Genomic DNA, 20,546 nt, shown 5'->3' on the forward strand with positions numbered 1-20,546 from the left:
GAGAACAACACCGACGGAAGTTACGGTGATGGAAGTACGCGCTCATCTGTACTGCTAAGTACTTTATCTGCTTGCTCAACATAGTCACGCATATGCATCGGATTATGGCGTATCGCCTGAATTTATGCTACTGTATATCCTTCTGATGCCAAGGCATTTAATGCCCTGGCAAAGTTTTCTTCCTTTACAAGAATATAATCTGTGTTGTATGTGGAAACCGCAAAGATGCCTATTTTATGATCAGCAAGAATACCTGACAACTTTGACAGAATTCCTATCAGAGAAAAATCCAGCGTCCCCTGAATACGAAAACCTTTCCATCCATCATCTCGCTCAACGGTCTCAGCCGGTGTATCTTCAGTTTTGCAAACCAGAGAGATCTCTTCATCCGTTTTGCCTATAAAATAAAACTCAGATGCCATGTCGATGTCTGAGACATTTTGTACTTTACAAACAGTCAGGTTATGTTCCATCTTTTTCAATTCCATTCGGCCTATTCTCCTTCGCAAATTCTGAGAAGGTCTGCCCCCTCATTTACAGCCATGCGCCATTATTTTTGAGCAAGCAGCGCCGGAGTCAGGTTTCTGCACAAATCCATCTCCGCAAATTGCGCAGCACACTGTTCCGCGATCTTATCGCTGCATGCCCACAGATTTTTCTGTTTCTCATAAGAAAGAGCGCAGCTCCAGTCTTTCAGGGCTGCGGTCTTTCAAGAAACACCGGAAGCCTTGCGCTGGCAAGAGTATCTGTATCTGTCCGCATCTTCTTCGCCGGGGAAATGATGATTCTCATCCCAGTTCTCCCAGCATCTGAGCCGGATTGTCTGCCGCTTTCACCTTGCCAAATGCCTTGACAATAATGCCATTTTCATCAATCAGATAGGTCGTCCGGACAACGCCCATGCTGACTTTGCCATAATTTTTCTTCTCTTTCCAGACGTCATATGCCTGAATCACTTCTTTCTCCGGATCGGAGAGAAGCGTAAACGGCAGACCGTATTTTTCCTCAAACTTCTTGTGTGATGCGACACTGTCCTTACTCACTCCAAGCACTACTGCGCCTTTCTCCCGGAACTGCGGATACAGTTCACCGAAAGCACATGCCTGCTTTGTACATCCCGCGGTCATGTCCTTCGGGTAAAAATACAGGATTACCTTCTGGCCGCGATAATCTGATAAAGATTTCATCTCTCCGTTCTGATCCGGAAGCGTAAATTCCGGCGCTTTTGTTCCGATCTCTAACATAATTTTATTCTCCTTGATCTATTTACCATTTCCTTCCACCCAGCAAATATAGACATATTGAACATACCCATCAACAAATATTCAAAAACACTCTGTCGTCCCATACTACATTCTCTCATCTAACAATCCGTATTGCCTGTATTTGTCCAGAATCATTTTATAAAACATCCGGTTTCCAAGATACTGCCGATAAGCTGCCGTCTTTTCCTTTCCGGCAGCTTTCAGCTTCTTCATTTCTATCTGCTCCCTTTCATTCTGATGTAAAATATCATCAAGCATTTGTTCAAAGGCTCCTAACCTGTCCATAATTGCCTCACCTGTAATCTGCTGTTTATTTATTGCCATCTCCCTCTGTACGGCTCCGGATTCATCCGTAAATAATGGCTCCTTTGGTTCCATTATAATCATGAATTGGTACCCCTTCTATTCTTTCTTTCCCAAAACGTAATTTCCCACAGACTTTTTCTTTCATATCAAACCGGTTGTTGTCTCTTCTGCAGCCATTGCAGATATCCGATGAATCTTTTGTCTGCAAACCAAAGTTTTTACATTACCCGCGCACATGGAAACCAGTTCGATTTTTTCAGAAAATACCATCCATACCCGATCACATCTGCCAGAAACCATCCGATCGGAACCGCCATCCAGATCCCGGCCTCGCCGATAACAGGAGCCAGCAGATAGGCAAGAACTACCCGTGTTCCCAATGACACAACCGTTAGAATGACTGATATTCCCGGACGTCCGATTCCTCTGTAAAATCCGTATAGAAGAAAAAGGCAGCCGATACCCATGTAAAAGGCTCCTTCGATGTGCAGATACCGGATGCCGGATGCGAGCACTGCTGTCTCATCCGCTCTGATAAAAATCCGCATGAGAGGTCCGGCAAAAACGACAACAAGAAGGGATATCAAGACGGAAAAAATCACACTGATCAGAGTCGCTGCCCGGAATCCTTTCCGCTGCCTGTCAACCTTTCCTGCGCCGCAATTCTGTGAGATAAAGATGGAAAATGCATTTCCAAAGTCCTGAACCGGAAGATAAGCAAACGTATCAATTTTTACACCAGCCGCGAAGGCTGCCATCGTGATCGTTCCAAAACTGTCCACAAGACGCTGTACCAGAAGAATACCGAAATTCATGCAGGACTGCTGGACACAGGTCATGCAGGATAAGCCCAGAATATCCCTCAGTACACCCGCGTCAAATCGCCTTTCTTCCGCTTTGGGGATAAAGCGGCGGCATTTTGTCAGAAAATAAAGCAGTATGCCGATTCCGGAAACGTACTGCGCAATCACCGTTGCAATCGCTGCCCCCTCAATCCCCCACTGAAATACCGGTACAAAGAGAAGGTCAAGGCCGATATTCATCAATGCAGAAACCCCCAGAAAAACAAGCGGTATTACAGAATTGCCGACCGAACGCAGCAGACACGCGAAAAAATTATACAGCGATGTCGCCATAAGACCTGCAAAAATGATGATAAGATATGCTTTCATGTAACTGTAAATTTCCGCTGGAACACTTAAAAAATGAAGAAGCGGATCCGTCACAAGGAACAGCAGGACATTGATCACAGCCGTGATCGCCATGATCAAGAAAAACGCATGTAAAATGGCGGATCTGAGGCGATGCATATTTTCTTTACCTAACTCAATGGAAAACAAGACACCCGCTCCCATAGAAAGGCCGAGAAAAACAGATATAAGAAATGTCATCAGGGAATACGCCGAACCAACCGCAGCCAGTGCACCGCTCCCGATAAACTTACCAACAATTAATGTGTCCGTAAGATTGTAGAACTGCTGAAGGAGATCACCGGCGATCATAGGCAGCGCGAATAAAATCAGCCCTTCCACAATCCTGCAATTCGTCAGGTCAAGATAATTTTTCTCCTTGATATGCAATATCTCCGGTCCTTTCGCTTTCGTTTTGTGTTCTCATCATATCATTTTATAGTGCATGTGCATGGGGTAAGTTTTAAAATGAACTGCGAAAGGAGATATTAAATCTCCACTCGCAATTCTTTCCCCCTAAAAAAATAGTGCTGCGAGACAATCTCGCAGCACTATTTTTTTATTTTTTAGAAGGAGAAAAACTATGAAAAAAATCATCAATGGGAAGAAGTATGATACGGACACAGCGAATTGTGTCGGCGACTGGGCGAACGGATATGGCCATGGCGATTTCCAGTATGCTGAAGAAAGACTGTACCGCAAAAGAACCGGAGAATTTTTCCTTCACGGTGAAGGAGGAGCAATGAGCAATTATGCTGAAAGCTACGGCAACGAAAGATACGGCGGTGAGAAGATCATTCCCCTTTCCGAGAATGAAGCAAAGAAATGGGCAGAGAATCATCTGAACGGTGACGAATACGAAAAAATCTTTGGATCAGTCGATGAGTGACTGAAAAGGAGAAAGAACGATTGGTAGATTCAATTATCCTATGGATATTTTAAGGAAGGCAAAACTATGAAAACTGATATTACTGCCAAGATTTACAAAAAAGCATTCGGAGTTGATCTGGATGATAAAGATGTCAACAAGCACGTGAAAGCTGTGATATCATGCAAATCCTCCATGCTAAATCCATGCAGGGTATGTCCTGCTATGTTTTTCTATGCATTGGGCGGGAAATCGCTTCCCGCCCGACTATCGATAAAGCCGTTTCATGGCGGCTTCATGTCAAATATGATCTCTTCGTATTTGTCCCCGACACCCCCGAAGATGCAGGCACTCTGTCCTGCGGGAATCCATTCAGGCATCCGTCTGCTAACGGCATCATGGGACTCTAACCCCTCCGTGGTTCTCACCGAGCTGCGTACAGAAGTATCATTGTGCTGGGACGGATCATAGCTGTATCCGGAAGCAATCCGGACTTACAGACCGGTCCGCGCTTCCGTCATTTCTGATGATCCTCGCGCTTTCCGCTGATGTAACTCCCCGTCACAGGGTTGTACCTGAAGAATGCATATGCAGTTTTCAAGGATCGGAGATTCGGAGCTGTTTGGCTCCTGACATGTACAAGTTTAGCCGGGGAAGAGATAAGATCTTAGGGACAGGTAATGGAAATTTACTACTGTGACTGTAAAGATTTGCAGATTCGCGAAGTCCATATTAATAACAGACCGATAGAAAAGAAGAGTCAGAATAGGGCAGGTATAAAGCAACGCACTAAAAAGCACCCCGTTTGCCCGGAATTGTCTGGCAAACAGGATGCGTCAATTTAATACTGGCAGAATAACTATTTGATAACTTCAAGCTCTCTAACAAAAAAAGACCGCAGCATTTCGCTGCGGCTAAAAAATGATGTCCTATCACAAACTTTCATCCTTGGCTTTCTGTTCAGGTTGTTCGTTACAGAAATCTTGCCGTGACACTCTCCCTGCAGGCCTTGACCTCTTCGAGTGTCCCTGCGGCGACAATTCTGCCGCCCTCTTTGCCGCCTCCCGGTCCCATATCCAGGAGATAGTCCGCACTGTGAATGACATCCAGGTCGTGCTCGATCACGATGACGGTGGCACCCTGGTCGAGGAGGGTCTGGAACACGGTAAGAAGCGTACGCACGTCCCGGGGATGCAGGCCGATCGTCGGCTCATCGAAGACAAATACGGAGCCCTCCTGGGGACGTCCCATCTCGGAGGCGAGCTTTAGCCGCTGCGCCTCTCCGCCGGAGAGTCCTGGCGTCTCCTCGCCCAGCGTCAGGTAGCCAAGGCCCAGGTCATGCAGCACCTGCAGGCGCTTTCGCACCACAGGAAGACTCTGGCAGGCCTCCAGCGCCTCATCCACGGTGGCCGCCATCAGCTGGGGCAGTGTATAGGACTGTCCTCTGGAATTGGTCCAGTGGATCTCTCCCGCCTGCTTTCCATACCGGGTGCCCCCGCAGTCGGGGCATGGGATCTCCACTTCCGGAAGAAACTGCACGTCCAGACTGATGGTCCCCGTTCCGTCGCAGGTGGGGCAGCGAAGGCTCCCCGTGTTGTAGGAGAAGGCACCGGCCTTCATTCCGGCCCGCTTTGCCTCCTCGGTCTTTGCAAAGACCTTCCGCAGCTCGTCGTGAACATTGGCATAGGTTGCCACCGTGGAGCGCACGTTGATGCCGATCGGGGTGGAGTCAATGAGCTGGGCCCTTGTGATCCCCGGCGCATCGACCGATACCACGTGGGCGGGAAGCGCCGTCCCATTAATGCTGCTCTGCAGGGCGGGGATCAGGCTCTCCAGAACGAGGGTGGTCTTTCCGGATCCCGACACCCCGGTCACGACGCAGAGCCGTCCCTTGGGAAAGACCGCGGTGAGGGGCTGCACCGTATGGATTGCCTGGGTCTGCAGCCGGATCTCTCCCTTTTCAAAGAGCGCTTCCCTGCTGCACCTTGTCCGGACCGGCTCCCCGGTATTTCCCGCGAGAAAGGGACCGATGACGGAGCGCGGGTTCTTTTCAACCTCCTCCACGGTTCCCTCCGCGATGACCTGCCCGCCCTCCTTGCCGGCGGCAGGACCCATCTCCACCATCCAGTCCGCCTTCTTTAAGATGTTGGTGTCGTGATCCACCAGGACCACCGTGTTGCCGTCGGCGATGAGATCGTCCATCACCCCGGAGAGGCCCTCCAGGTTGGCGGGATGGAGGCCGATAGAGGGCTCATCCAGGACATAGAGGACGCCCGTGGTCCGGTTTCGCACTGCCCTGGCAAGCTGCATTCTCTGCCGCTCTCCATTGGAAAGCGTGGAGGCGGCCCGGTCCAGAGACAGGTAGACAAGGCCAAGATCGAGGAGCCGCGCCGCAGTATCCTGAAAGGCGGTGCAGATGCTCTCCGCCATCGGGCGCAGGTACTCCGGGAGGGAGGCGGGGATCCCATCCACCCAGGAGACGAGCTCCGTCAGTGTCATCTTGCAGGCATCAGCCAGAGAGATGCCCCGAAGGCGCGGTGCCCTCGCCTCCTCCGAGAGCCTTGTCCCGTGACAGTCCGGGCAGATGTCGGTCTTCAAAAACCGCGCCACCCGCTTCATGCCCTTCTCGTCCTTCACATGGGACAGGGCGTTTTCCACCGTGTAGGTGGCATTGAAATAGGTAAAGTCCATGTCCCCTGCCGCACCAGTCGTGTGGTTCTGGTAGACGATGTTCGTCTTGACCGCCGGGCCGTGAAAGACGATGTCCCGCTCCTTCGGGGTCAGGTCTTTGAAGGGGACATCGGTGCGCACGCCGAGCTTTCGCACGATGTCCTTCATCAGGGACCACATGAGGGTCTGCCAGGGCAGAACCGCCCCCTCGTCGATGGAGAGGCTCTCATCCGGCACCAGGGTCGACTCATCCACGGTGCGCACCACGCCGGTTCCCTGGCAGGTCTTGCAGGCACCCCGGGAGTTGAACGCAAGGTCCTCCGCACCGGGGCCAAAAAAGTGGGCGCCGCAGACCGGGCAGACGATCTCCTTTTCCGCCGCCACATTCATTGTGGGCGGAACGTAGTGGCCGTTGGGGCAGCGGTGGCTTGCAAGGCGCGAGAACATCAGCCGCAGGCTGTTGAGGAGTTCGGTGGATGTGCCGAAGGTGCTGCGCACCCCGGGCACGCCGGGGCGCTGGTGCAGGGCAAGCGCCGCCGGTACGTACCAGACCTCGTCCACCTGTGCCTTCTCCGCCTGGGTCATCCGCCGCCTTGTGTAAGTGGAGAGGGCCTCCAGGTAGCGCCGGGACCCCTCCGCGTAGAGAACTCCCAGGGCCAGGGAGGACTTGCCGGATCCGGAGACCCCGGCGATCGCCGTGATCTGATGCAGGGGAATGTCAACGTTGATGTTCTTTAAGTTGTGGACCCTTGCACCCCGGACCTTGATCGCCCTGGGCTGCATGTGGATGGCTCTGTCTGTTTCGGTTCGATGTTCCATTCCGCTCTCCTCTTGTCACTTCTGAAGTAATTACAAAAGAAAGAATTACTGCCTCTATAAATTATTCATCTATTTTAGTGATGAGCGTTTTCATATGCTCTTTGGATTTCCTTCGGCAAGCGGTCGGGAAGCAGTGCCTTTAGTCTGTCCTCACTGCCGTCTTTGATTGCCTGCTCATAATACCAACATTTGAATTTCAGCATATCCAGTGCCTGATTCATGTGCATGATCTCCGCTTCCATGTGGGCTTTCCGCTCCTCAAACATGGCCTTGCGTTGGGGATAGGTGGATGGGCCTTCAGCGCACCAATCCATGAACTGCCGGATGTCCTTGATCTCCATGCCGGCTTTTTTCAGACACTCGATGACCCGGAGTGCTTCAATCTCCGCCTCACTAAACTTCCGGATACCAGATACCCGCTCCATGTTCGGGAAAAGCCCCTGCTTGTCATAATAGCGCAGCGTAGAGATGGGTAATCCGAACATCTCCGCCACCTGTCCAATCGTGTACATAAAATGCTCCTAAAAATTTTTTCAAAAAACTCTTGACCTAAAGTTAGGTTTAGGTATTATCAAGATAATAACACAAAAAAAACCTGAGTGCAAGGAGTGTTTTATGATGAGTAAAAAAGTATTGATTATTTCTTCAAGCCCCCGCAAGGGCGGCAATTCGGAGACGTTGGCGGCAGCCTTTGCTAAGGGTGCGCAGGAAGCTGGTCATCAGGTAGAGACTGTGTTTCTGCGGGAAAAGCAGGTTGGCTTCTGCAAGGGCTGCCTCGCCTGCCTGAATCTTGGGCACTGCGTCATCCAAGACGATGCCGTGGAAATTGCCGCCAAAATGCACGATGCAAATGTGCTGGTGTTCGCAACGCCTGTCTACTATTACTGCGTCAGCGGTCAGCTCAAGACTATGCTGGACCGTGCCAACCCGCTGTTCGATACGGACTACGCCTTTACGAAAGCCTATCTGCTTGCAACGGCAGCAGAGGACGCACCGGAGACCTTTGCGGGTACAGAGAAGGCCGTACAGGGCTGGGTGGATTGCTTCCCCCGCTGTGCGCTGGTTGGCACTGTGTTTACAGGCGGCGTAAACGGTGTGGGAGAGATCGCAGGTCATATTGCGCTGGAGCAAGCTTATCAGATGGGCAAGGAGGTGTGAGCTATGGCAGTCAAACAAACGGCAGGCAGAGAGGCTCTGGGGGAATTTGCTCCCAAATTTGCGGAATTGAATGATGATGTGCTGTTCGGGCAGGTGTGGAGCCGAGGAGACAAGCTTTCCCTGCGTGATCGCAGCATTGTAACCATAGTTGCATTGATGGCGCAGGGACTGACGGATTCGTCTTTTCAGTACCATCTGATTTCAGCAAAAAACAACGGTGTAACCAAAACGGAAATTGCGGAAATCCTGACACATGCGGCATTCTATGCAGGCTGGCCAAAGGCATGGGCTGCCTTCCGTATGGCAAAAGAGGTGTGGGCGGAGGACGATGCCGCCGACGCAAAAGCCAAGCATCAGAACGAAATGGTTTTCCCCATCGGTGCACCCAATGATGCCTTTGCGAAATATTTTATTGGGCAAAGCTATCTCGCACCTCTTTCTACGCAGCAGGTTGGCATTTTCAATGTGACCTTTGAGCCAGGATGCCGCAACAACTGGCACATTCATCATGCCAGAAATGGTGGCGGTCAGATTCTTGTTTGCGTGGCCGGACGAGGTTACTATCAGGAATGGGGCAAACCGGCACAGGAGCTGCGCCCCGGCAGTGTGGTAAATATTCCTGTTGGTGTAAAGCACTGGCACGGCGCTGCACCGGATAGCTGGTTCTCCCATCTGGCGGTAGAGGTTCCGGGGGACGAAACCTCCAATGAATGGTTGGAGGCCGTGGACAACACAGCATATTTTAAGGCAACAAGCAAGGAGGTCTGAATATGGAAAAACTGAATCTGACACAGGAATGGGATAAGGTGTTCCCGAAAAGTGACAAGGTGGATCACAAAAAAGTGACCTTTCACAACCGCTACGGCATCACACTGGCGGCGGATATGTACACGCCGAAGGGCGCGGAGGGCAAGCTGCCCACTATTGCCGTTAGCGGTCCGTTCGGTGCGGTAAAGGAGCAGTCCTCCGGCCTGTATGCGCAGAAAATGGCGGAGCTTGGATTTCTGACGATTGCCTTCGACCCGTCTTACACCGGTGAGAGCGGCGGTATGCCCCGCTATGTCGCATCGCCGGACATCAACACCGAGGATTTCTGCGCAGCGGTAGACTTCCTCTCCGTGCAGGAGAATGTAGACCCGGAGCGCATCGGTATCATCGGTATCTGCGGCTGGGGCGGCATGGCGATCAATGCGGCGGCGATTGACACCCGCATCAAAGCTACCGCTGCTATGACCATGTACGACATGACTCGTGTAACCGCCAACGGATATTTTGATGCTGAGGATTCTGAGCAGGCACGCTTTGAAAAGCGAAAAGCACTGAACACGCAGCGCACGGAAGATTACAGGAGTGGTACTTATGCATTGGCAGGCGGTGTGGTTGATCCGCTGCCGGAGGATGCGCCGCAGTTTGTGAAGGACTATTACGCCTACTATAAGACGCCCCGAGGCTACCATCCCCGCAGCTTGAACTCCAACGGCGGTTGGAATGTGACCTCCTCGCTGTCGTTCCTGAATATGCCGATCTTGCAATACAGCAGCGAGATTCGCTCTGCCGTGCTGCTGGTACACGGAGAAAAGGCGCACTCACGTTATTTCAGTGAGACAGCGTACAGCAAGCTGACCGGGGATAATAAGGAATTGCTCATTATCCCCGGCGCAAACCACACCGACCTTTACGATCAGATGGACGTCATTCCGTTTGAAAAGCTGAAAGCGTTCTTTGAGGAATACCTGAAATGAGACGCGCTTTGTGTTTCTGCTTCTTGGCGGTTATGGTATTTTTGCTCGCAGCCTGTTCCATGCAGTCACCGGAAGCAGATCCATCTGCTGTCGATGTCAGTACAGAGAGTGTATCAAATAATGCAGCACAGTCGGGAGTATTGAAAGAGCCGGATGAACTAACCTGCAAAGGACGAAGAAAACAAGGAAGAAAACCCGGAAACAGATTCGCAAGAGCCTGTGCCTGATGGAACAGAAAACCCTATCTCAATGGATGTGCCATCGGCTGAAACGCAGCCGGGAGATATCGTTTTATATTCCGGCAATCAGCTTGTCATATTCTTCGGCTCCAATTCGTGGAGCTATACCAAGTTGAGTCACATTGAGGGATTTTCTACTGATGAACTGACCGCGTTGCTGAACAAAGACATAGCAGTTATTGAAATAAAAAACGGCTAAAATAACAATTGATCATAAGGGCTTGGGACTTTCCCAAAAATGAAAACAGAGCGTTTCACGGTCAGCCGGAACGCTCTGTTTTTCAGGTGTGGGTACTCACCGGATTTGCTTGCTGCTCTGCAAGTAAATCTTAATCGTCCCACGCCGTTTTTCGCAAGTGTAGCTACACTTGCTGTGCTTGCTCTTCCACTAACAATCGCATGATCGCTCTGACGAAAAGCTATTTTATTGCTCGCTTTTTACAAAAGTGATATTATTGTACGAACTGGACGTTGTCGGGATGCGTTAATCGTTATTATATAAATCAGAGTACTTTGAACTTCTCCTTTTTACGCTTGCATCTCGGACATTTCCAATCATCGGGTAGATTCTCAATCTTCGTCCCGGCCGGGATGTCATGCTTCGAATCGCCCTTCTCAGGATCATATATATCCACACGGGCATTTAAACCTGCCATTTCCCCAGCTCACTGAATCTTTTTATCATTTTCTTCCATTTTGCTTTCCTTCTTAAGCCTTATTGAACTTCTCTTTTGGCTGCTTGCATCTCGGGCACTTCCAGTCATCCGGCAGGTCCTCGAAAGCTACGCCGTCATGTTCCTCGGGATCATACACATAACCGCAGATGGAACAAACATATTTACCGGTTACTTCTTTCTTTGAAAAATCAACCTTCGGCCAGATCGTTGGCACCGGATTATCCAGATCCATCACACGCTTTGCTTCCAGGTTCTCATAGCCCTGCGGTGTATGGGTTCCCATATAAACGGTCGGATGATTGCGGACAAACTCACGTACTCTGTCAAGCGATTCACGGGCTGCGGAAAGGTCATCAAAGACTACGGAGAGCTTGTTTTCATAGAGGGCTTCATCCACGTATGTGATATCCGCCTCAAACATATAGAACAGGTCGTCATTTTCTACGATTACAAGGCTGTTTCCATTTGTATGGCCTTTTGCCTTAATCAGATAGATGCCATCCTGTATTTTCTGGCTTTCAGGGAAATTGTAATAAGCCCCATCCGTAAAGCTGACGGGAACAACATTGTCAATTCCCTGCAGTTCATCCGCAGTAAGTTCCTCCTCATTCACATAGATTTTCGCATTCGGAAATGATCTCAACTCTCCGGAATGGTCACCATGCTTATGTGTGAGAAGAATCTTCGTCACCTGTTCTGGCTTGTATCCTAAAGCGGCAAACGCCTCCATATAGCTGCAGATATCCTTTCCCGTATATAGGGTACTGTTCTCCTCCGGCACCTCTTCCGGGGTGCCTGCGGGAAGACCCGTATCGACAAGAATCACCTCATCACCCGTGTCGATGAGATAATTCTGAAGACTGCCACGATATCTGACCTTCGGATCGAACTTCTCTACTCCTTCTTCACCACCGAATACAAATGGCTGCGTATAAAAGCCGCCTGTTCTGAATTTAACTGCCTTGATCTCCATTTCAATCCTCCTTCGCTTTGTTTGTTAATGCTGATCCAAGTTCATACGCTTTCTGACACTCCTGCGGAAAAATCGTCTCATGGCGTATCCGTTTTGCCTCCGGATCAAATATCGACCATTCCCAGTCCGTCCCGGAATAGTCCTTCAGCTGTAAGGTCTCGCCGCTGACAAAAACCTCAGTTGGCCCGACAAACCTGCTCATTGTCTGCTGGTAATTATTCAAAAGTGCTTGATAGCCATAATCCGGCGAATTACTGGTCATGATCAAAAGTACCGGGAGCACATTCTGATTGCAGCATGGCGTTTCAGCATTATAGGTCAGGTTCTGAAAGATCAGTCGTTCATAGAGTGCCCGGAAAGATGCCGTCATCTCACCAAGATAATTCGGAGATCCGATGATCAGGCCATCCGCTTCCCGGATTGCGTTGAGCACCGGAGTAAGACCATCTCTGCAAATACAATGACCTTTATTCTTTTCTCTCTTACACCCAAAGCAGGAAATACATCCGGTATATCTTTCCAGCTTGAAAAGATCGAACTTTTCCACCTCTGCTCCGGCAGATTCAGCGCCCTTTATCGCTTCATTGATCAGCGTGTCTGTGTTCCAGCCTTTTCTCGGTCCTGCGTTGACCGCAACGATTCTTTTACTCATACGCATTCTCCTCTCCTGAGTGTCTTCTTCATCTCTGCCCCAGGCTTAAAAGCATCTGAAATTACTTCACCTACATTAAGATATCTCATCTGCTCTTCATCATAAATGATTGGTTTTAATTTCTCCAAAACGATCCTTCCTTTCTCATTCAGGATCGATTCATCCGCCAGAATGCGTTTCACTTCACCCGTCACCTGCATATGGCTTCCAACAGTAACCGTATGAACGATCTCACATTCCAGCGACAGCAGCATCTCATTGATGATTGGAGCATGGACAGTCTTTGCATTACTCACGCTGAATCCGATATCTTTCAGTTTGTCGGAATTATAGCCTGATTCCACGCCCAGATAATCGGCTTCTCTCACCTGATCAATGCTTGGAAATCCAAGCACAAACGCATTGTTTTCCAGCATATCCGCAAGTGTCTTTCTTCTTTGTGTTGCATTGATTGCAATCGTCACGCACGGCGGTACGTGACTGCTCACCATATAGAATGCCAGTGTACAGGCATCTGCCTTCCCATCTTTATCATAGGCCGATACAACGACTGTCTCGGTTGGAGAGACAACCGCATGCAGTTTCAATTCTTTCTTTGCCATGTCCACCACCCTTACTGATTAGCTTCGATAATATCCTTCAACGTCACAAATTCATTGCGGAAATGAGTAGTCCCGGCTTCCAGTTTCATATGGATTGCACTCTGCGGACAGTTATGCAGGCAGGCGTAGCACACCTCGCAATGATCTGAGAATTTCACTTCATCCTCTGTGACAGTGATGTTATTTGCAGGACAGACCTTCGCACAGATACCACAGTGAATACAGCTTTCATTTACGGTATACGAAAGCGCAGTATCCTTCCTCAGCCACTTGTCCGCCAACATCTTGCGGTACATCGCCATCTGTGCCTTTGTGATAGGCGTGATCTTGACTTCTTTAGTCTTCCGGGCGGCAATATCAGCACAAACGATTTCAAGCTGTCCTTCCACATCCTTCTTCGGCAGTGTATCGATCTGCTCCTGCATATCAAAGTACGGGATAAAATTATCTACCATCTGAACGGCATTCACATAACTGAGTGTGAGCCCGGCTTCCTGCGCCGTCAGTTTCGCATGGGCATAAGCCTCTCCGAACCCTGCGCCATAGGTGTAGATGAAGAAGAAATAGTCCGTTTCAATTTTCGCCTTCTTCATAAACGCTCTGACCATCATCGGCATCTCAGCGTTATATACCGGACAGACGATTCCTACTGCTTCATCTGATATTTCTATTTCGTCCTTCCTCATCAGCTGAGGAATGGACAACAGCACACCGCCGATCCTTTTAGCTACATATAGGCAGTTTCCTGTTGCCGTAAAATAGCATATCGTCATCTGCCATCCTCCTACAATGTCTGCTTATTCCTTCTGATCGCTGCCATCCTATCAAGGTTTCCATGCCTGATCTCATTATCAAGCGCTTCAATAATCTCTTCTTTCCTTTATAATCCGACAGAGTATGTACTTCTCCGTTTTGATCCGGAAGTGAAAACTCCGGCGCTTTACTGCCAATCTCCAACATTCTTTGTTCCCTCCTACATATTCTTTTCCATGCTGACAAGCAGGTGGTTCAACAGTTCACGGAGCACCAAAAGATCCTCCTGCGGCAGAGGTAAACAATTTTGGATCTCCCCCGGCACACTCTTTGCTTTTTCTTTCAGATCCCGTCCCTCCTGCGTCAGCGTAACATATAGTTTTCGCACATTTCCGTCCGGCTTGATCCGGTTAATCAGTCCTGATCTCTCCATCCTTTTTAAGAGAGGCGCAAGCGTGCCAGAATCAAGATAAACTTTCCTGCCAAGCTGTCCTTCCGTCATGCCGCCGTGTTCCCAGAGCACCATCATCACAAGATACTGGGTATAGGTCAGATTTAACGCTTCAAGAGGTTTTCGATACTGCCTGACCACTTCTTTCGCGCAGGCATAGAGCGGGAAACAGAACTGATCTTCAAGGCGCGGGACTTCATCAATCCTCATTGTCTTTGTATCAGCCATCCTATTACTCCAAAGTCTGTTTCTCTTTGCAAAAAGGCTGGCGCGCATTGCCGCAGCGTCAGCCTTGTCATTACTATTTTACTTTTCTGCCGGCTCCCATTTGCACCTGATCGGTGAAACGATGGAACCTTCCTTCTTCATAGCTGTGAAAGCCTTGTCTACTACTTTCCTGTCTAATCCTGTCAGTTCTGCGACTTTGCCGGCATTTAACGGCTCTCCGGCTTTCTTCATTGCCTCAAGGATGATCTCTTTCTCGTTCATATCCATCCCCCTTAGAATGCGACGGTTTCCGGTTCCTCCGTAAAGGAGCTGAATGTTGCCGTGGCACTCTTAAAGTAGAGCATCTGCATATTGTCATCATCCGCGCTGTACATAGCTTTCAGAGAAGGCATCTTTTCAAGCATAGCGACTTTGACATCATGACTATCGTCATTCACAAGTTCACCTGCGATACGTACCCACTTTCCGCCTTTGAATGCGCAAATCTCAACCTTCGGATTTGCCGCGATCTGTTTTGAAACAGGCTTTACCTTGCCGGTCTGTATGTACAGTTTTCCATCATACAGAAGTGCCGTACCAAATGCCCGGACTCTCGGCTGGTCACCTTCTACAGTTGCAAGATAATAGGTATTTGCCTCATCCAAAAACTGATAAACTCTCTCAATTCCACTCATGCTAATGCCTCCTGCTTATTAACCGAGCTGCTCGATCAGATAGTTTTCATAACCTATCCTTTCGATAATACCCATATGCTGTGCCACCCATGTTCTGTGCTCTGCCTCGCATTCTACGAAGCTTTCCACCAGTTTTCTGGTGATGGAGTCGTCCGTCAGAGAGGCTGCGATCTTCTCGAGTTCTTCAACTCCCTTATATTCCTTAAAGCCATCGTCCCAATCCTTCAGGAGATCCTTGATCTCGCTGAAAATCGGCTGCTCAGTATATCCGATCACAGGCTGGCCACCGAGTTCGATAACCCTTTTCGTGCAGTTTCTGGCTTCTTCCAGTTCCTCGTCCCCTTCTTCCTTGCAGCGGTCAGCGAACTTTCCGAACCCCTGCGCACGGAAAGTGGCTTCATGGATGTAATCTGCCTGTGAGCTGGAATACCATGCGATTGCATAATCGTTAAGCATCTTGATCTTTTCATCGAGCGTCATAATAACATACCTCCAAATCATATTTCGTGGCTATTACCTTCTGCTTGTTGCGCACAACTACACATTAACTGAAGATCTGTTCCAAGTCACGTTATGATCCTTTCTGTTTATAACGCCGCTTTATAAAGCGATGAAATTATAAAGTTATTGATGCCGCTCACTCACAAAGAAAGGATCTCAGCACCTCCGGAATGCTTCTTTCCATCAGATCTGCCACCTGCTTGTAGGACAAATCGGATCTTTCCGTAAGCCAGTCATAGAGGAACTGATTTGTCCCATAACAAAACATCTTCACAATGGCAGACAGATCCTTCGGACATTCGCTGACGCCAAGTTTTTCTCTGATCTCATTTTCTATAAACCGGATGTTCATTTCAGACATCTGGAATAGAAATGAATCTCTTCCACTTGTGTGCTTCAGTGCATTCACCATGAATTTCCGGTTCTCATCATAAAACCGCATACCATCCAGAAGAGTATCTTTCCACAGGTAGCCTTTTTCACCAATTTTTCCTATAAATTCGCCAGCCTGTCTGGCATAGATCCAGGCGATCATATCGTACTTATCCTTGAAGTAACGATAAAAAGTGGGCTGTGTCACTCCACAGTTCTCCACAATATTTGCGATGGTGATCTTGTTGATCGGCCTCTTCTCTGCCAATTCCAGAAAGGAATCTGCCAGTAGTTCCTTTGTCGTTTTTTTCTTCATCTCAATCTATTCCCAATTATAAAGTACTCAATAGGAACGGGCACCCTCATCTTCTTTGCTCTTTCCATTCCATCTATAATAAAACTGTCTGGCCGCCTCTCTCTGCTGCGCATCAGCCATGATCTACACCATCCTTAAATTGTCTGATTCATCTGTTTTTCTTACTGCCATAATAAATTTCTCCTCGCATCACGGAATCTATCCAGATCCGCTGCCATGCTCGCGCCCTCATCCAGAAGATTCATCCTACCATGTGCCGACTATCTTATAAATCAGAAAATCGTTTCTTTGCCAAGCAGGAAATCCAGCACATTGATATGACGAATGCCGTTTTCATCCGTGAATGACGCCGGAATATCCCGACGCATGATGACTTTCTCAAAGAAGTCATTCGTCAGTCGCAGAGAGTCCAGTTCACTGGTTGTCTTTTCTGTGTGAGACATTTCGTAGGCGGATTGGATATATACCTTTTTGTCTCCCTGGTTGACAACAAAATCAATTTCTTTTTGCACTTTCTGATCTTTTCGCCTGTCGAGGACAACTCCAACATCAACGGAATATCCCCGTATAATCAGTTCATTGTACAGGATATTTTCCATGATATGACCAGGATCAAATTGCCGGAAATTAACTCGCGCATTACGGAGCCCGATATCTGTGTAATAATATTTGTTTGGATACTGAAAATATCGTTTTCCCTTGATATCCCAGCGCTTTGCTTCGCTGATCAGAAAGGCATTCTTCAGGTATTCCAGGTAACTTGAAACAGTTTTAGGGCTGATATTCGCTCTTTTTGTACTGTTCAGTATGTTTGCAATATTGGTAGGATTTGTCAGAGAACTGACAGATGACGCAAGAAAGTCCAGAATATCAGAAAGTACATCAGGGCGTTCAATTCCCTCACGCTCAATGATATTCTTGATATATACCTCATTAAAAAGCTGTGCTAAATAGTCTTTTCGCTGTCGGTCTTCCTTCAGATTCAGAAGGTATGGCATCCCCCCATAAAGCATATAGCGGTCAAATGCATCTCTTTTATCTCCGCCTGCAGCGGCAAAGAATTCCCGAAAAGAAAGAGGATATACATGGATCTGAGAAGAACGGCCGCGAAATTCTGTTACGATGTCGCTTGACAGCATTCTGGAATTGCTTCCTGTGACATACACATCAAGATTTTTGTATCCTCGCAGCTCATTCAGCATGTCATAGATCGTTACCTGTTCACCGGGCAGATCCGAATCCGGGACGGGAACAGACATCTGAATTTCATCGATAAAAAGATAGTACTGTTGTGCGCTGTTTTGTATCTTTGCCTCGACCATACTGCTGAGAGCAATCGGGCTGCGGTATTTTACATCTTTGCGTTTATCAAGTTCGATTGTAATGATGTTCTCGGCGCTCGTCCCCTGTGACAGCAGATAGTCACGAAACAGTTCGAATAAAAGAACGGACTTTCCGCACCGCCGGATCCCGGTAATAACTTTGATCTGGCCATCCCACATATAGGAAACAAGTTGGTGAAGATAAAGATCACGTTGTATCATCGGCACCTCCTGATATTACGCACTTAGGACGCAATCGTCTTAAGATCACAATAAAAGTATAACCCATTGAGTCCTGCGGTTCAACATGAAATTACGTACTTGGGACGTAAGTGGCATAAGATAGCAGTCAAATATAACATCAGGGCGATCGAAGCCGACAGATATTGAACGTTCGTTTATCTTAAGAAAGCGCTCAATGTTAATTGAGCGCTTACGATTTACATCATTGGCACGTATTTTCCGCTGGAAAATTATCGTAATGACTATGTATGGCATTCTTACCGTTCGTTATTATTTATAATTTGCTGGCAAGCTCTGTCATCTGCGCGGACAGTTCAAGAAGGCTCGCGCGGACGGAATCCCTGTCAAGCTCCCGCCCCAGAAGCAGATAGTCGGTACTGGCAGGGCTATGTAAGGTATCGGTATTCTGTTGTCTGATCTAATTCCGGCGTTCGCTATTAGAAATCTAATTTTCCCCGCGGGTCTCATCTAACGCAATTAGAAATCCGCCTGCAGAACATAAGGTGCTGCTCTTCCTTTTCCGCTTTCTTCCGGCGAAATCCATGCGTTATCCATAGAAAAACACAGATATACACCGGTAATCAGGGAACCTTAAGCCATTTTTAGCAGGTCGGCTGCTTCAGCCTGATTTTGCCCGTTAGAAAAACCGCCTGTTTTATTAGCAGTCCTCTAATCGAAAACCGAAAATATTAGATGAAATAAAAAAAGCATGGGAGAATTTCTATGAAATCTTCCACGCCTTTACGGGTAACGTCCCTGATGTGATTCGAATACACGACCTTCCGCTTAGGAGCCACGGTCGGTGTTATGCACCGAGGATCATATGTAGTCTTTCAAAGTCCCTGAAGGCCCGTAATCGCAAGTTATTTTTTTGTTATTGAGTGCATTGGTGATCACCGGAAATCATCCGAAATCATTGGTAATCACCTGGTGAAATTAGACGTTTTTTAGAAATTTCTAATAGTGTCGTTTACTGTGTTATGAGCACAGGACTTTTTTAGATCGGATCCGACGGCATTGTTTCTGCCGTTTCAGTTATCTTCTTAGATGAAAAAGACTTGCCTGATGCTTTAACATACGTCAGGCAAGCCCGTTTTTTTATGCAGTGATTTTTATTCGATTGTTCCGGCCAGCGCCTTCAGCAGCTTTGCCATCTCAGGATTCGTCAGGACCTTCATCAGCAGCTCCGCATCGATACCGGCTGACTGACCGGCCTGCTCGGCTGCGATCTGGCCCGGTGTCTTTTTCTGATAGAAGACATCCTCAAAGATCTGGGCGTTGTTTTTGCGGTCTTCATCCAGAATATGAGAGTACTGGTCCGTGACCATCTTGGCCTGCGCATGACCGGAATCGCCCTGTACAGATTTCACATCACCGCCGTTCAGCTTCAGCTTGTAGATAATACTTGAATGGCGGAGGCTGTGGAAGACTACCTTCGGCAGATTATTCTGCTCAATCAACTGATTAAAGAGCTCATTGATCCTTCCATGCTCCATCGGTGCTCCGAAAGGACCGGCAATTACCAGCTGATAGTCATGATACTCACTGCCAAGCTCCTCCTTTGTCATTTCCTGATCCCTTTTCCAACCGATCAGCATCTCAGCAACTGTTCTGGGAAGATAGATTCTTCTCGTACTGGTGAGGGTCTTCGGCTTTTTAAGGACAAGTACCGTAGCTGTTCCGCTCGTATGCTCAGGAAACACGCAGAGAACATCTTTCTTCTCCAGCGTTTCCATCGTACTCTTCCTGACCCGCTGCAGCTCCTTATTGATAAAAATGGAAGCTTTTCCTTCCGCCAGGCTTTCTTCAGAAATATCCACACAGTCCCAGGTCAGGCCGAGCAGCTCACCAATTCGCAGTGAACAGGAAAATGCAAGATTGATTGCAAGCTTCAGGCGTTCATCTTCACATACCTCAAGTGCATGGAACAATGTGTCAGCGTCCCAGATATCGCGTGTTTTTTCTCCACCTTCGGAACAGTTGCCAGCTGTGCAGGATTCTTTTCTATCAGTTCCCACTTCATAGCCTGTGTAAAAGCACTGTTTAAGAGCTTATGTACTCTCCGCACTGTCCCCGGCGTAACAAAACTGTCTCTTTTCCCGGGTGTTTGCCGCTTCGTATATTGCTTATCCGTGCACCGGATGACCGCCTTTGTCTGCAGAAGAGACATATAGTATTTTTCCAGGACTCTCGGCGTCACTTCGGAAAGCTTCATCGGGCCGATAATGGGATTGATGTAGTTTTTGATCAGACCGGTACTGCCTTCGTACATGGACATGGACCAGGTGTTTTTGCCGTAGAGGGAAACATATTCCCGAAGCAGCTCCTCGACCGTTTTGCATTTGGGAATCACAAGGCTGCCAAGTTCCTGTCTGTATTCAATTTCTGCCTTTCGCCGTTTGGCCTCTTCCTTCGTCTTAAAAGACTCCCATTTCTGCTTTCTCCTGCCGTCTTCAGAGTCGTAAAGATAGACGACATAGTACCGATTCTTCTTTTGAACAATTGATGCCATATTTCCTGCACCT

General features: G+C 48.4%; 24 protein-coding genes and 2 pseudogenes. 6 read left to right on the forward strand and 20 right to left on the reverse strand.

All coding sequences use genetic code 11. The features are described from left to right. Positions 1 to 122: 122 nt before the first annotated feature. The 5 genes from FYJ60_RS10510 to FYJ60_RS10525 all read right to left on the reverse strand — a co-directional run bounded on the left by FYJ60_RS10510 (position 123) and on the right by FYJ60_RS10525 (position 3,073). Positions 123 to 488, reverse strand: a complete 366-nt coding sequence (locus FYJ60_RS10510) for an ACT domain-containing protein (protein ID WP_154458649.1) — start codon at positions 486 to 488, stop codon at positions 123 to 125. 205 nt (positions 489 to 693) lie between these two features. Then, on the reverse strand, positions 694 to 792 hold the full coding sequence (locus FYJ60_RS12675; RefSeq protein ID WP_235903394.1) for a YaaA family protein: 99 nt from the start codon (positions 790 to 792) through the stop codon (positions 694 to 696). Next, positions 789 to 1,244, reverse strand: a complete 456-nt coding sequence (gene bcp / locus FYJ60_RS10515) for a thioredoxin-dependent thiol peroxidase (RefSeq protein WP_154458650.1) — start codon at positions 1,242 to 1,244, stop codon at positions 789 to 791. The genes FYJ60_RS12675 and bcp overlap by 4 nt, the downstream gene beginning before the upstream one ends. Before the next feature lie 105 nt (positions 1,245 to 1,349). Continuing rightward, positions 1,350 to 1,652, reverse strand: coding sequence for a hypothetical protein (locus FYJ60_RS10520; protein ID WP_205839069.1), 303 nt, complete (start codon positions 1,650 to 1,652; stop codon positions 1,350 to 1,352). Between the two features lie 137 nt (positions 1,653 to 1,789). Beyond that, on the reverse strand, positions 1,790 to 3,073 hold the full coding sequence (locus FYJ60_RS10525) for an MATE family efflux transporter (protein WP_154458704.1): 1,284 nt from the start codon (positions 3,071 to 3,073) through the stop codon (positions 1,790 to 1,792). A 271-nt stretch (positions 3,074 to 3,344) separates the two neighbouring features. Here FYJ60_RS10525 and FYJ60_RS10530 point away from each other — a divergent pair, with 271 nt between their 5' ends. Next, positions 3,345 to 3,650 (forward strand): hypothetical protein, encoded by a 306-nt coding sequence (locus tag FYJ60_RS10530; RefSeq protein ID WP_154458651.1) that lies wholly within the window; start codon positions 3,345 to 3,347, stop codon positions 3,648 to 3,650. A 66-nt stretch (positions 3,651 to 3,716) separates the two neighbouring features. After that, positions 3,717 to 4,100, forward strand: a complete 384-nt coding sequence (locus FYJ60_RS10535) for a hypothetical protein (protein ID WP_154458652.1) — start codon at positions 3,717 to 3,719, stop codon at positions 4,098 to 4,100. A gap of 501 nt (positions 4,101 to 4,601) precedes the next feature. On the opposite strand, the gene FYJ60_RS10540 is transcribed toward FYJ60_RS10535, so the two are convergent. Further along, on the reverse strand, positions 4,602 to 7,118 hold the full coding sequence (locus FYJ60_RS10540) for an excinuclease ABC subunit UvrA (protein WP_154458653.1): 2,517 nt from the start codon (positions 7,116 to 7,118) through the stop codon (positions 4,602 to 4,604). 74 nt (positions 7,119 to 7,192) lie between these two features. Continuing rightward, the gene (locus FYJ60_RS10545; RefSeq protein WP_154458654.1) at positions 7,193 to 7,630 is read right to left on the reverse strand and encodes a MerR family transcriptional regulator; all 438 of its coding nucleotides are present in this window, start codon (positions 7,628 to 7,630) and stop codon (positions 7,193 to 7,195) included. A 103-nt stretch (positions 7,631 to 7,733) separates the two neighbouring features. Between FYJ60_RS10545 and FYJ60_RS10550 the strand changes: the two genes are divergently transcribed. From FYJ60_RS10550 to FYJ60_RS10565, 4 genes are all read left to right on the forward strand, one after another. Further along, positions 7,734 to 8,276 (forward strand): flavodoxin family protein, encoded by a 543-nt coding sequence (locus FYJ60_RS10550; RefSeq protein WP_330579191.1) that lies wholly within the window; start codon positions 7,734 to 7,736, stop codon positions 8,274 to 8,276. Between the two features lie 3 nt (positions 8,277 to 8,279). Beyond that, positions 8,280 to 9,044 carry a carboxymuconolactone decarboxylase family protein gene (locus tag FYJ60_RS10555; RefSeq protein ID WP_154458656.1) on the forward strand — a complete coding sequence of 255 codons (765 nt, stop codon included), beginning with the start codon at positions 8,280 to 8,282 and terminating at the stop codon, positions 9,042 to 9,044. Positions 9,045 to 9,046: 2 nt separating this feature from the next. Then, positions 9,047 to 10,018, forward strand: coding sequence for an alpha/beta hydrolase (locus tag FYJ60_RS10560; protein ID WP_154458657.1), 972 nt, complete (start codon positions 9,047 to 9,049; stop codon positions 10,016 to 10,018). Positions 10,019 to 10,237: 219 nt separating this feature from the next. Further along, positions 10,238 to 10,456: a cyclophilin-like fold protein gene (locus FYJ60_RS10565; RefSeq protein WP_154458658.1), complete on the forward strand. Its 219-nt coding sequence runs from the start codon at positions 10,238 to 10,240 to the stop codon at positions 10,454 to 10,456. Between the two features lie 304 nt (positions 10,457 to 10,760). On the opposite strand, the gene FYJ60_RS12845 is transcribed toward FYJ60_RS10565, so the two are convergent. The 13 genes and pseudogenes from FYJ60_RS12845 to FYJ60_RS10630 form a co-directional block, all read right to left on the reverse strand. Then, positions 10,761 to 10,913, reverse strand: a complete 153-nt coding sequence (locus FYJ60_RS12845; protein WP_154458659.1) for a rubredoxin — start codon at positions 10,911 to 10,913, stop codon at positions 10,761 to 10,763. Between the two features lie 52 nt (positions 10,914 to 10,965). Next, complete coding sequence (locus FYJ60_RS12930; RefSeq protein WP_154458660.1) at positions 10,966 to 11,907, reverse strand: MBL fold metallo-hydrolase; 942 nt, start codon at positions 11,905 to 11,907, stop codon at positions 10,966 to 10,968. A gap of 1 nt (position 11,908) precedes the next feature. Further along, positions 11,909 to 12,559, reverse strand: coding sequence for a flavodoxin family protein (locus FYJ60_RS10580; protein ID WP_154458661.1), 651 nt, complete (start codon positions 12,557 to 12,559; stop codon positions 11,909 to 11,911). After that, a complete protein-coding gene (locus FYJ60_RS10585) occupies positions 12,556 to 13,161 on the reverse strand; it encodes a flavin reductase family protein (RefSeq protein WP_154458662.1) in 606 nt (201 codons plus the stop codon). Before FYJ60_RS10585 ends, FYJ60_RS10580 begins: the two co-directional genes overlap by 4 nt. An 11-nt stretch (positions 13,162 to 13,172) precedes the next feature. After that, a complete protein-coding gene (locus tag FYJ60_RS10590) occupies positions 13,173 to 13,934 on the reverse strand; it encodes an EFR1 family ferrodoxin (protein ID WP_154458663.1) in 762 nt (253 codons plus the stop codon). Positions 13,935 to 14,022: 88 nt separating this feature from the next. After that, a pseudogene (locus FYJ60_RS12860) lies at positions 14,023 to 14,121 on the reverse strand (peroxiredoxin); the annotation flags it as partial. A gap of 13 nt (positions 14,122 to 14,134) precedes the next feature. Beyond that, positions 14,135 to 14,593 (reverse strand): MarR family winged helix-turn-helix transcriptional regulator, encoded by a 459-nt coding sequence (locus tag FYJ60_RS10600; RefSeq protein WP_235903395.1) that lies wholly within the window; start codon positions 14,591 to 14,593, stop codon positions 14,135 to 14,137. A 78-nt stretch (positions 14,594 to 14,671) separates the two neighbouring features. Next, positions 14,672 to 14,854, reverse strand: coding sequence for a transcriptional regulator (locus tag FYJ60_RS10605; protein ID WP_154458664.1), 183 nt, complete (start codon positions 14,852 to 14,854; stop codon positions 14,672 to 14,674). Between the two features lie 11 nt (positions 14,855 to 14,865). Continuing rightward, positions 14,866 to 15,267, reverse strand: a complete 402-nt coding sequence (locus FYJ60_RS10610) for a pyridoxamine 5'-phosphate oxidase family protein (protein WP_154458665.1) — start codon at positions 15,265 to 15,267, stop codon at positions 14,866 to 14,868. Between the two features lie 18 nt (positions 15,268 to 15,285). Then, complete coding sequence (locus FYJ60_RS10615) at positions 15,286 to 15,747, reverse strand: ferritin-like domain-containing protein (RefSeq protein WP_205839070.1); 462 nt, start codon at positions 15,745 to 15,747, stop codon at positions 15,286 to 15,288. Between the two features lie 157 nt (positions 15,748 to 15,904). Continuing rightward, a complete protein-coding gene (locus FYJ60_RS10620) occupies positions 15,905 to 16,456 on the reverse strand; it encodes a TetR/AcrR family transcriptional regulator C-terminal domain-containing protein (protein ID WP_154458667.1) in 552 nt (183 codons plus the stop codon). A 272-nt stretch (positions 16,457 to 16,728) separates the two neighbouring features. Then, positions 16,729 to 18,000, reverse strand: a complete 1,272-nt coding sequence (locus FYJ60_RS10625) for an ATP-binding protein (protein ID WP_154458668.1) — start codon at positions 17,998 to 18,000, stop codon at positions 16,729 to 16,731. Between the two features lie 1,133 nt (positions 18,001 to 19,133). Then, positions 19,134 to 20,533 (reverse strand): annotated as a pseudogene (locus FYJ60_RS10630) (tyrosine-type recombinase/integrase). Positions 20,534 to 20,546: the final 13 nt, after the last annotated feature.

The sequence above is a fragment of the Bilifractor porci genome, assembly GCF_009696005.1.
GTDB classification, from domain to species: Bacteria; Bacillota; Clostridia; order Lachnospirales; family Lachnospiraceae; genus Bilifractor; species Bilifractor porci.

Coding starts and splice junctions, on each gene's coding strand:
- FYJ60_RS12845 (WP_154458659.1), bottom strand. CDS start 10,913: ATGGCAGGTTTAAATGCCCGTGTGGATATATATGATCCTGAGAAGGGC.
- FYJ60_RS12930 (WP_154458660.1), bottom strand. CDS start 11,907: ATGGAGATCAAGGCAGTTAAATTCAGAACAGGCGGCTTTTATACGCAG.
- FYJ60_RS10550 (WP_330579191.1), top strand. CDS start 7,734: ATGATGAGTAAAAAAGTATTGATTATTTCTTCAAGCCCCCGCAAGGGC.
- FYJ60_RS10530 (WP_154458651.1), top strand. CDS start 3,345: ATGAAAAAAATCATCAATGGGAAGAAGTATGATACGGACACAGCGAAT.
- FYJ60_RS10555 (WP_154458656.1), top strand. CDS start 8,280: ATGGCAGTCAAACAAACGGCAGGCAGAGAGGCTCTGGGGGAATTTGCT.
- FYJ60_RS10620 (WP_154458667.1), bottom strand. CDS start 16,456: ATGAAGAAAAAAACGACAAAGGAACTACTGGCAGATTCCTTTCTGGAA.
- FYJ60_RS10525 (WP_154458704.1), bottom strand. CDS start 3,073: ATGATCGCCGGTGATCTCCTTCAGCAGTTCTACAATCTTACGGACACA.
- FYJ60_RS10590 (WP_154458663.1), bottom strand. CDS start 13,934: ATGACGATATGCTATTTTACGGCAACAGGAAACTGCCTATATGTAGCT.
- FYJ60_RS10580 (WP_154458661.1), bottom strand. CDS start 12,559: ATGAGTAAAAGAATCGTTGCGGTCAACGCAGGACCGAGAAAAGGCTGG.
- FYJ60_RS10585 (WP_154458662.1), bottom strand. CDS start 13,161: ATGGCAAAGAAAGAATTGAAACTGCATGCGGTTGTCTCTCCAACCGAG.
- FYJ60_RS10510 (WP_154458649.1), bottom strand. CDS start 488: ATGGAATTGAAAAAGATGGAACATAACCTGACTGTTTGTAAAGTACAA.
- FYJ60_RS10615 (WP_205839070.1), bottom strand. CDS start 15,747: ATGACGCTCGATGAAAAGATCAAGATGCTTAACGATTATGCAATCGCA.
- FYJ60_RS10605 (WP_154458664.1), bottom strand. CDS start 14,854: ATGAACGAGAAAGAGATCATCCTTGAGGCAATGAAGAAAGCCGGAGAG.
- FYJ60_RS10535 (WP_154458652.1), top strand. CDS start 3,717: ATGAAAACTGATATTACTGCCAAGATTTACAAAAAAGCATTCGGAGTT.
- FYJ60_RS10545 (WP_154458654.1), bottom strand. CDS start 7,630: ATGTACACGATTGGACAGGTGGCGGAGATGTTCGGATTACCCATCTCT.
- FYJ60_RS10625 (WP_154458668.1), bottom strand. CDS start 18,000: ATGATACAACGTGATCTTTATCTTCACCAACTTGTTTCCTATATGTGG.
- FYJ60_RS10600 (WP_235903395.1), bottom strand. CDS start 14,593: ATGGCTGATACAAAGACAATGAGGATTGATGAAGTCCCGCGCCTTGAA.
- FYJ60_RS10610 (WP_154458665.1), bottom strand. CDS start 15,267: ATGAGTGGAATTGAGAGAGTTTATCAGTTTTTGGATGAGGCAAATACC.
- FYJ60_RS10520 (WP_205839069.1), bottom strand. CDS start 1,652: ATGATTATAATGGAACCAAAGGAGCCATTATTTACGGATGAATCCGGA.
- bcp (WP_154458650.1), bottom strand. CDS start 1,244: ATGTTAGAGATCGGAACAAAAGCGCCGGAATTTACGCTTCCGGATCAG.
- FYJ60_RS10560 (WP_154458657.1), top strand. CDS start 9,047: ATGGAAAAACTGAATCTGACACAGGAATGGGATAAGGTGTTCCCGAAA.
- FYJ60_RS10540 (WP_154458653.1), bottom strand. CDS start 7,118: ATGGAACATCGAACCGAAACAGACAGAGCCATCCACATGCAGCCCAGG.
- FYJ60_RS12675 (WP_235903394.1), bottom strand. CDS start 792: ATGAGAATCATCATTTCCCCGGCGAAGAAGATGCGGACAGATACAGAT.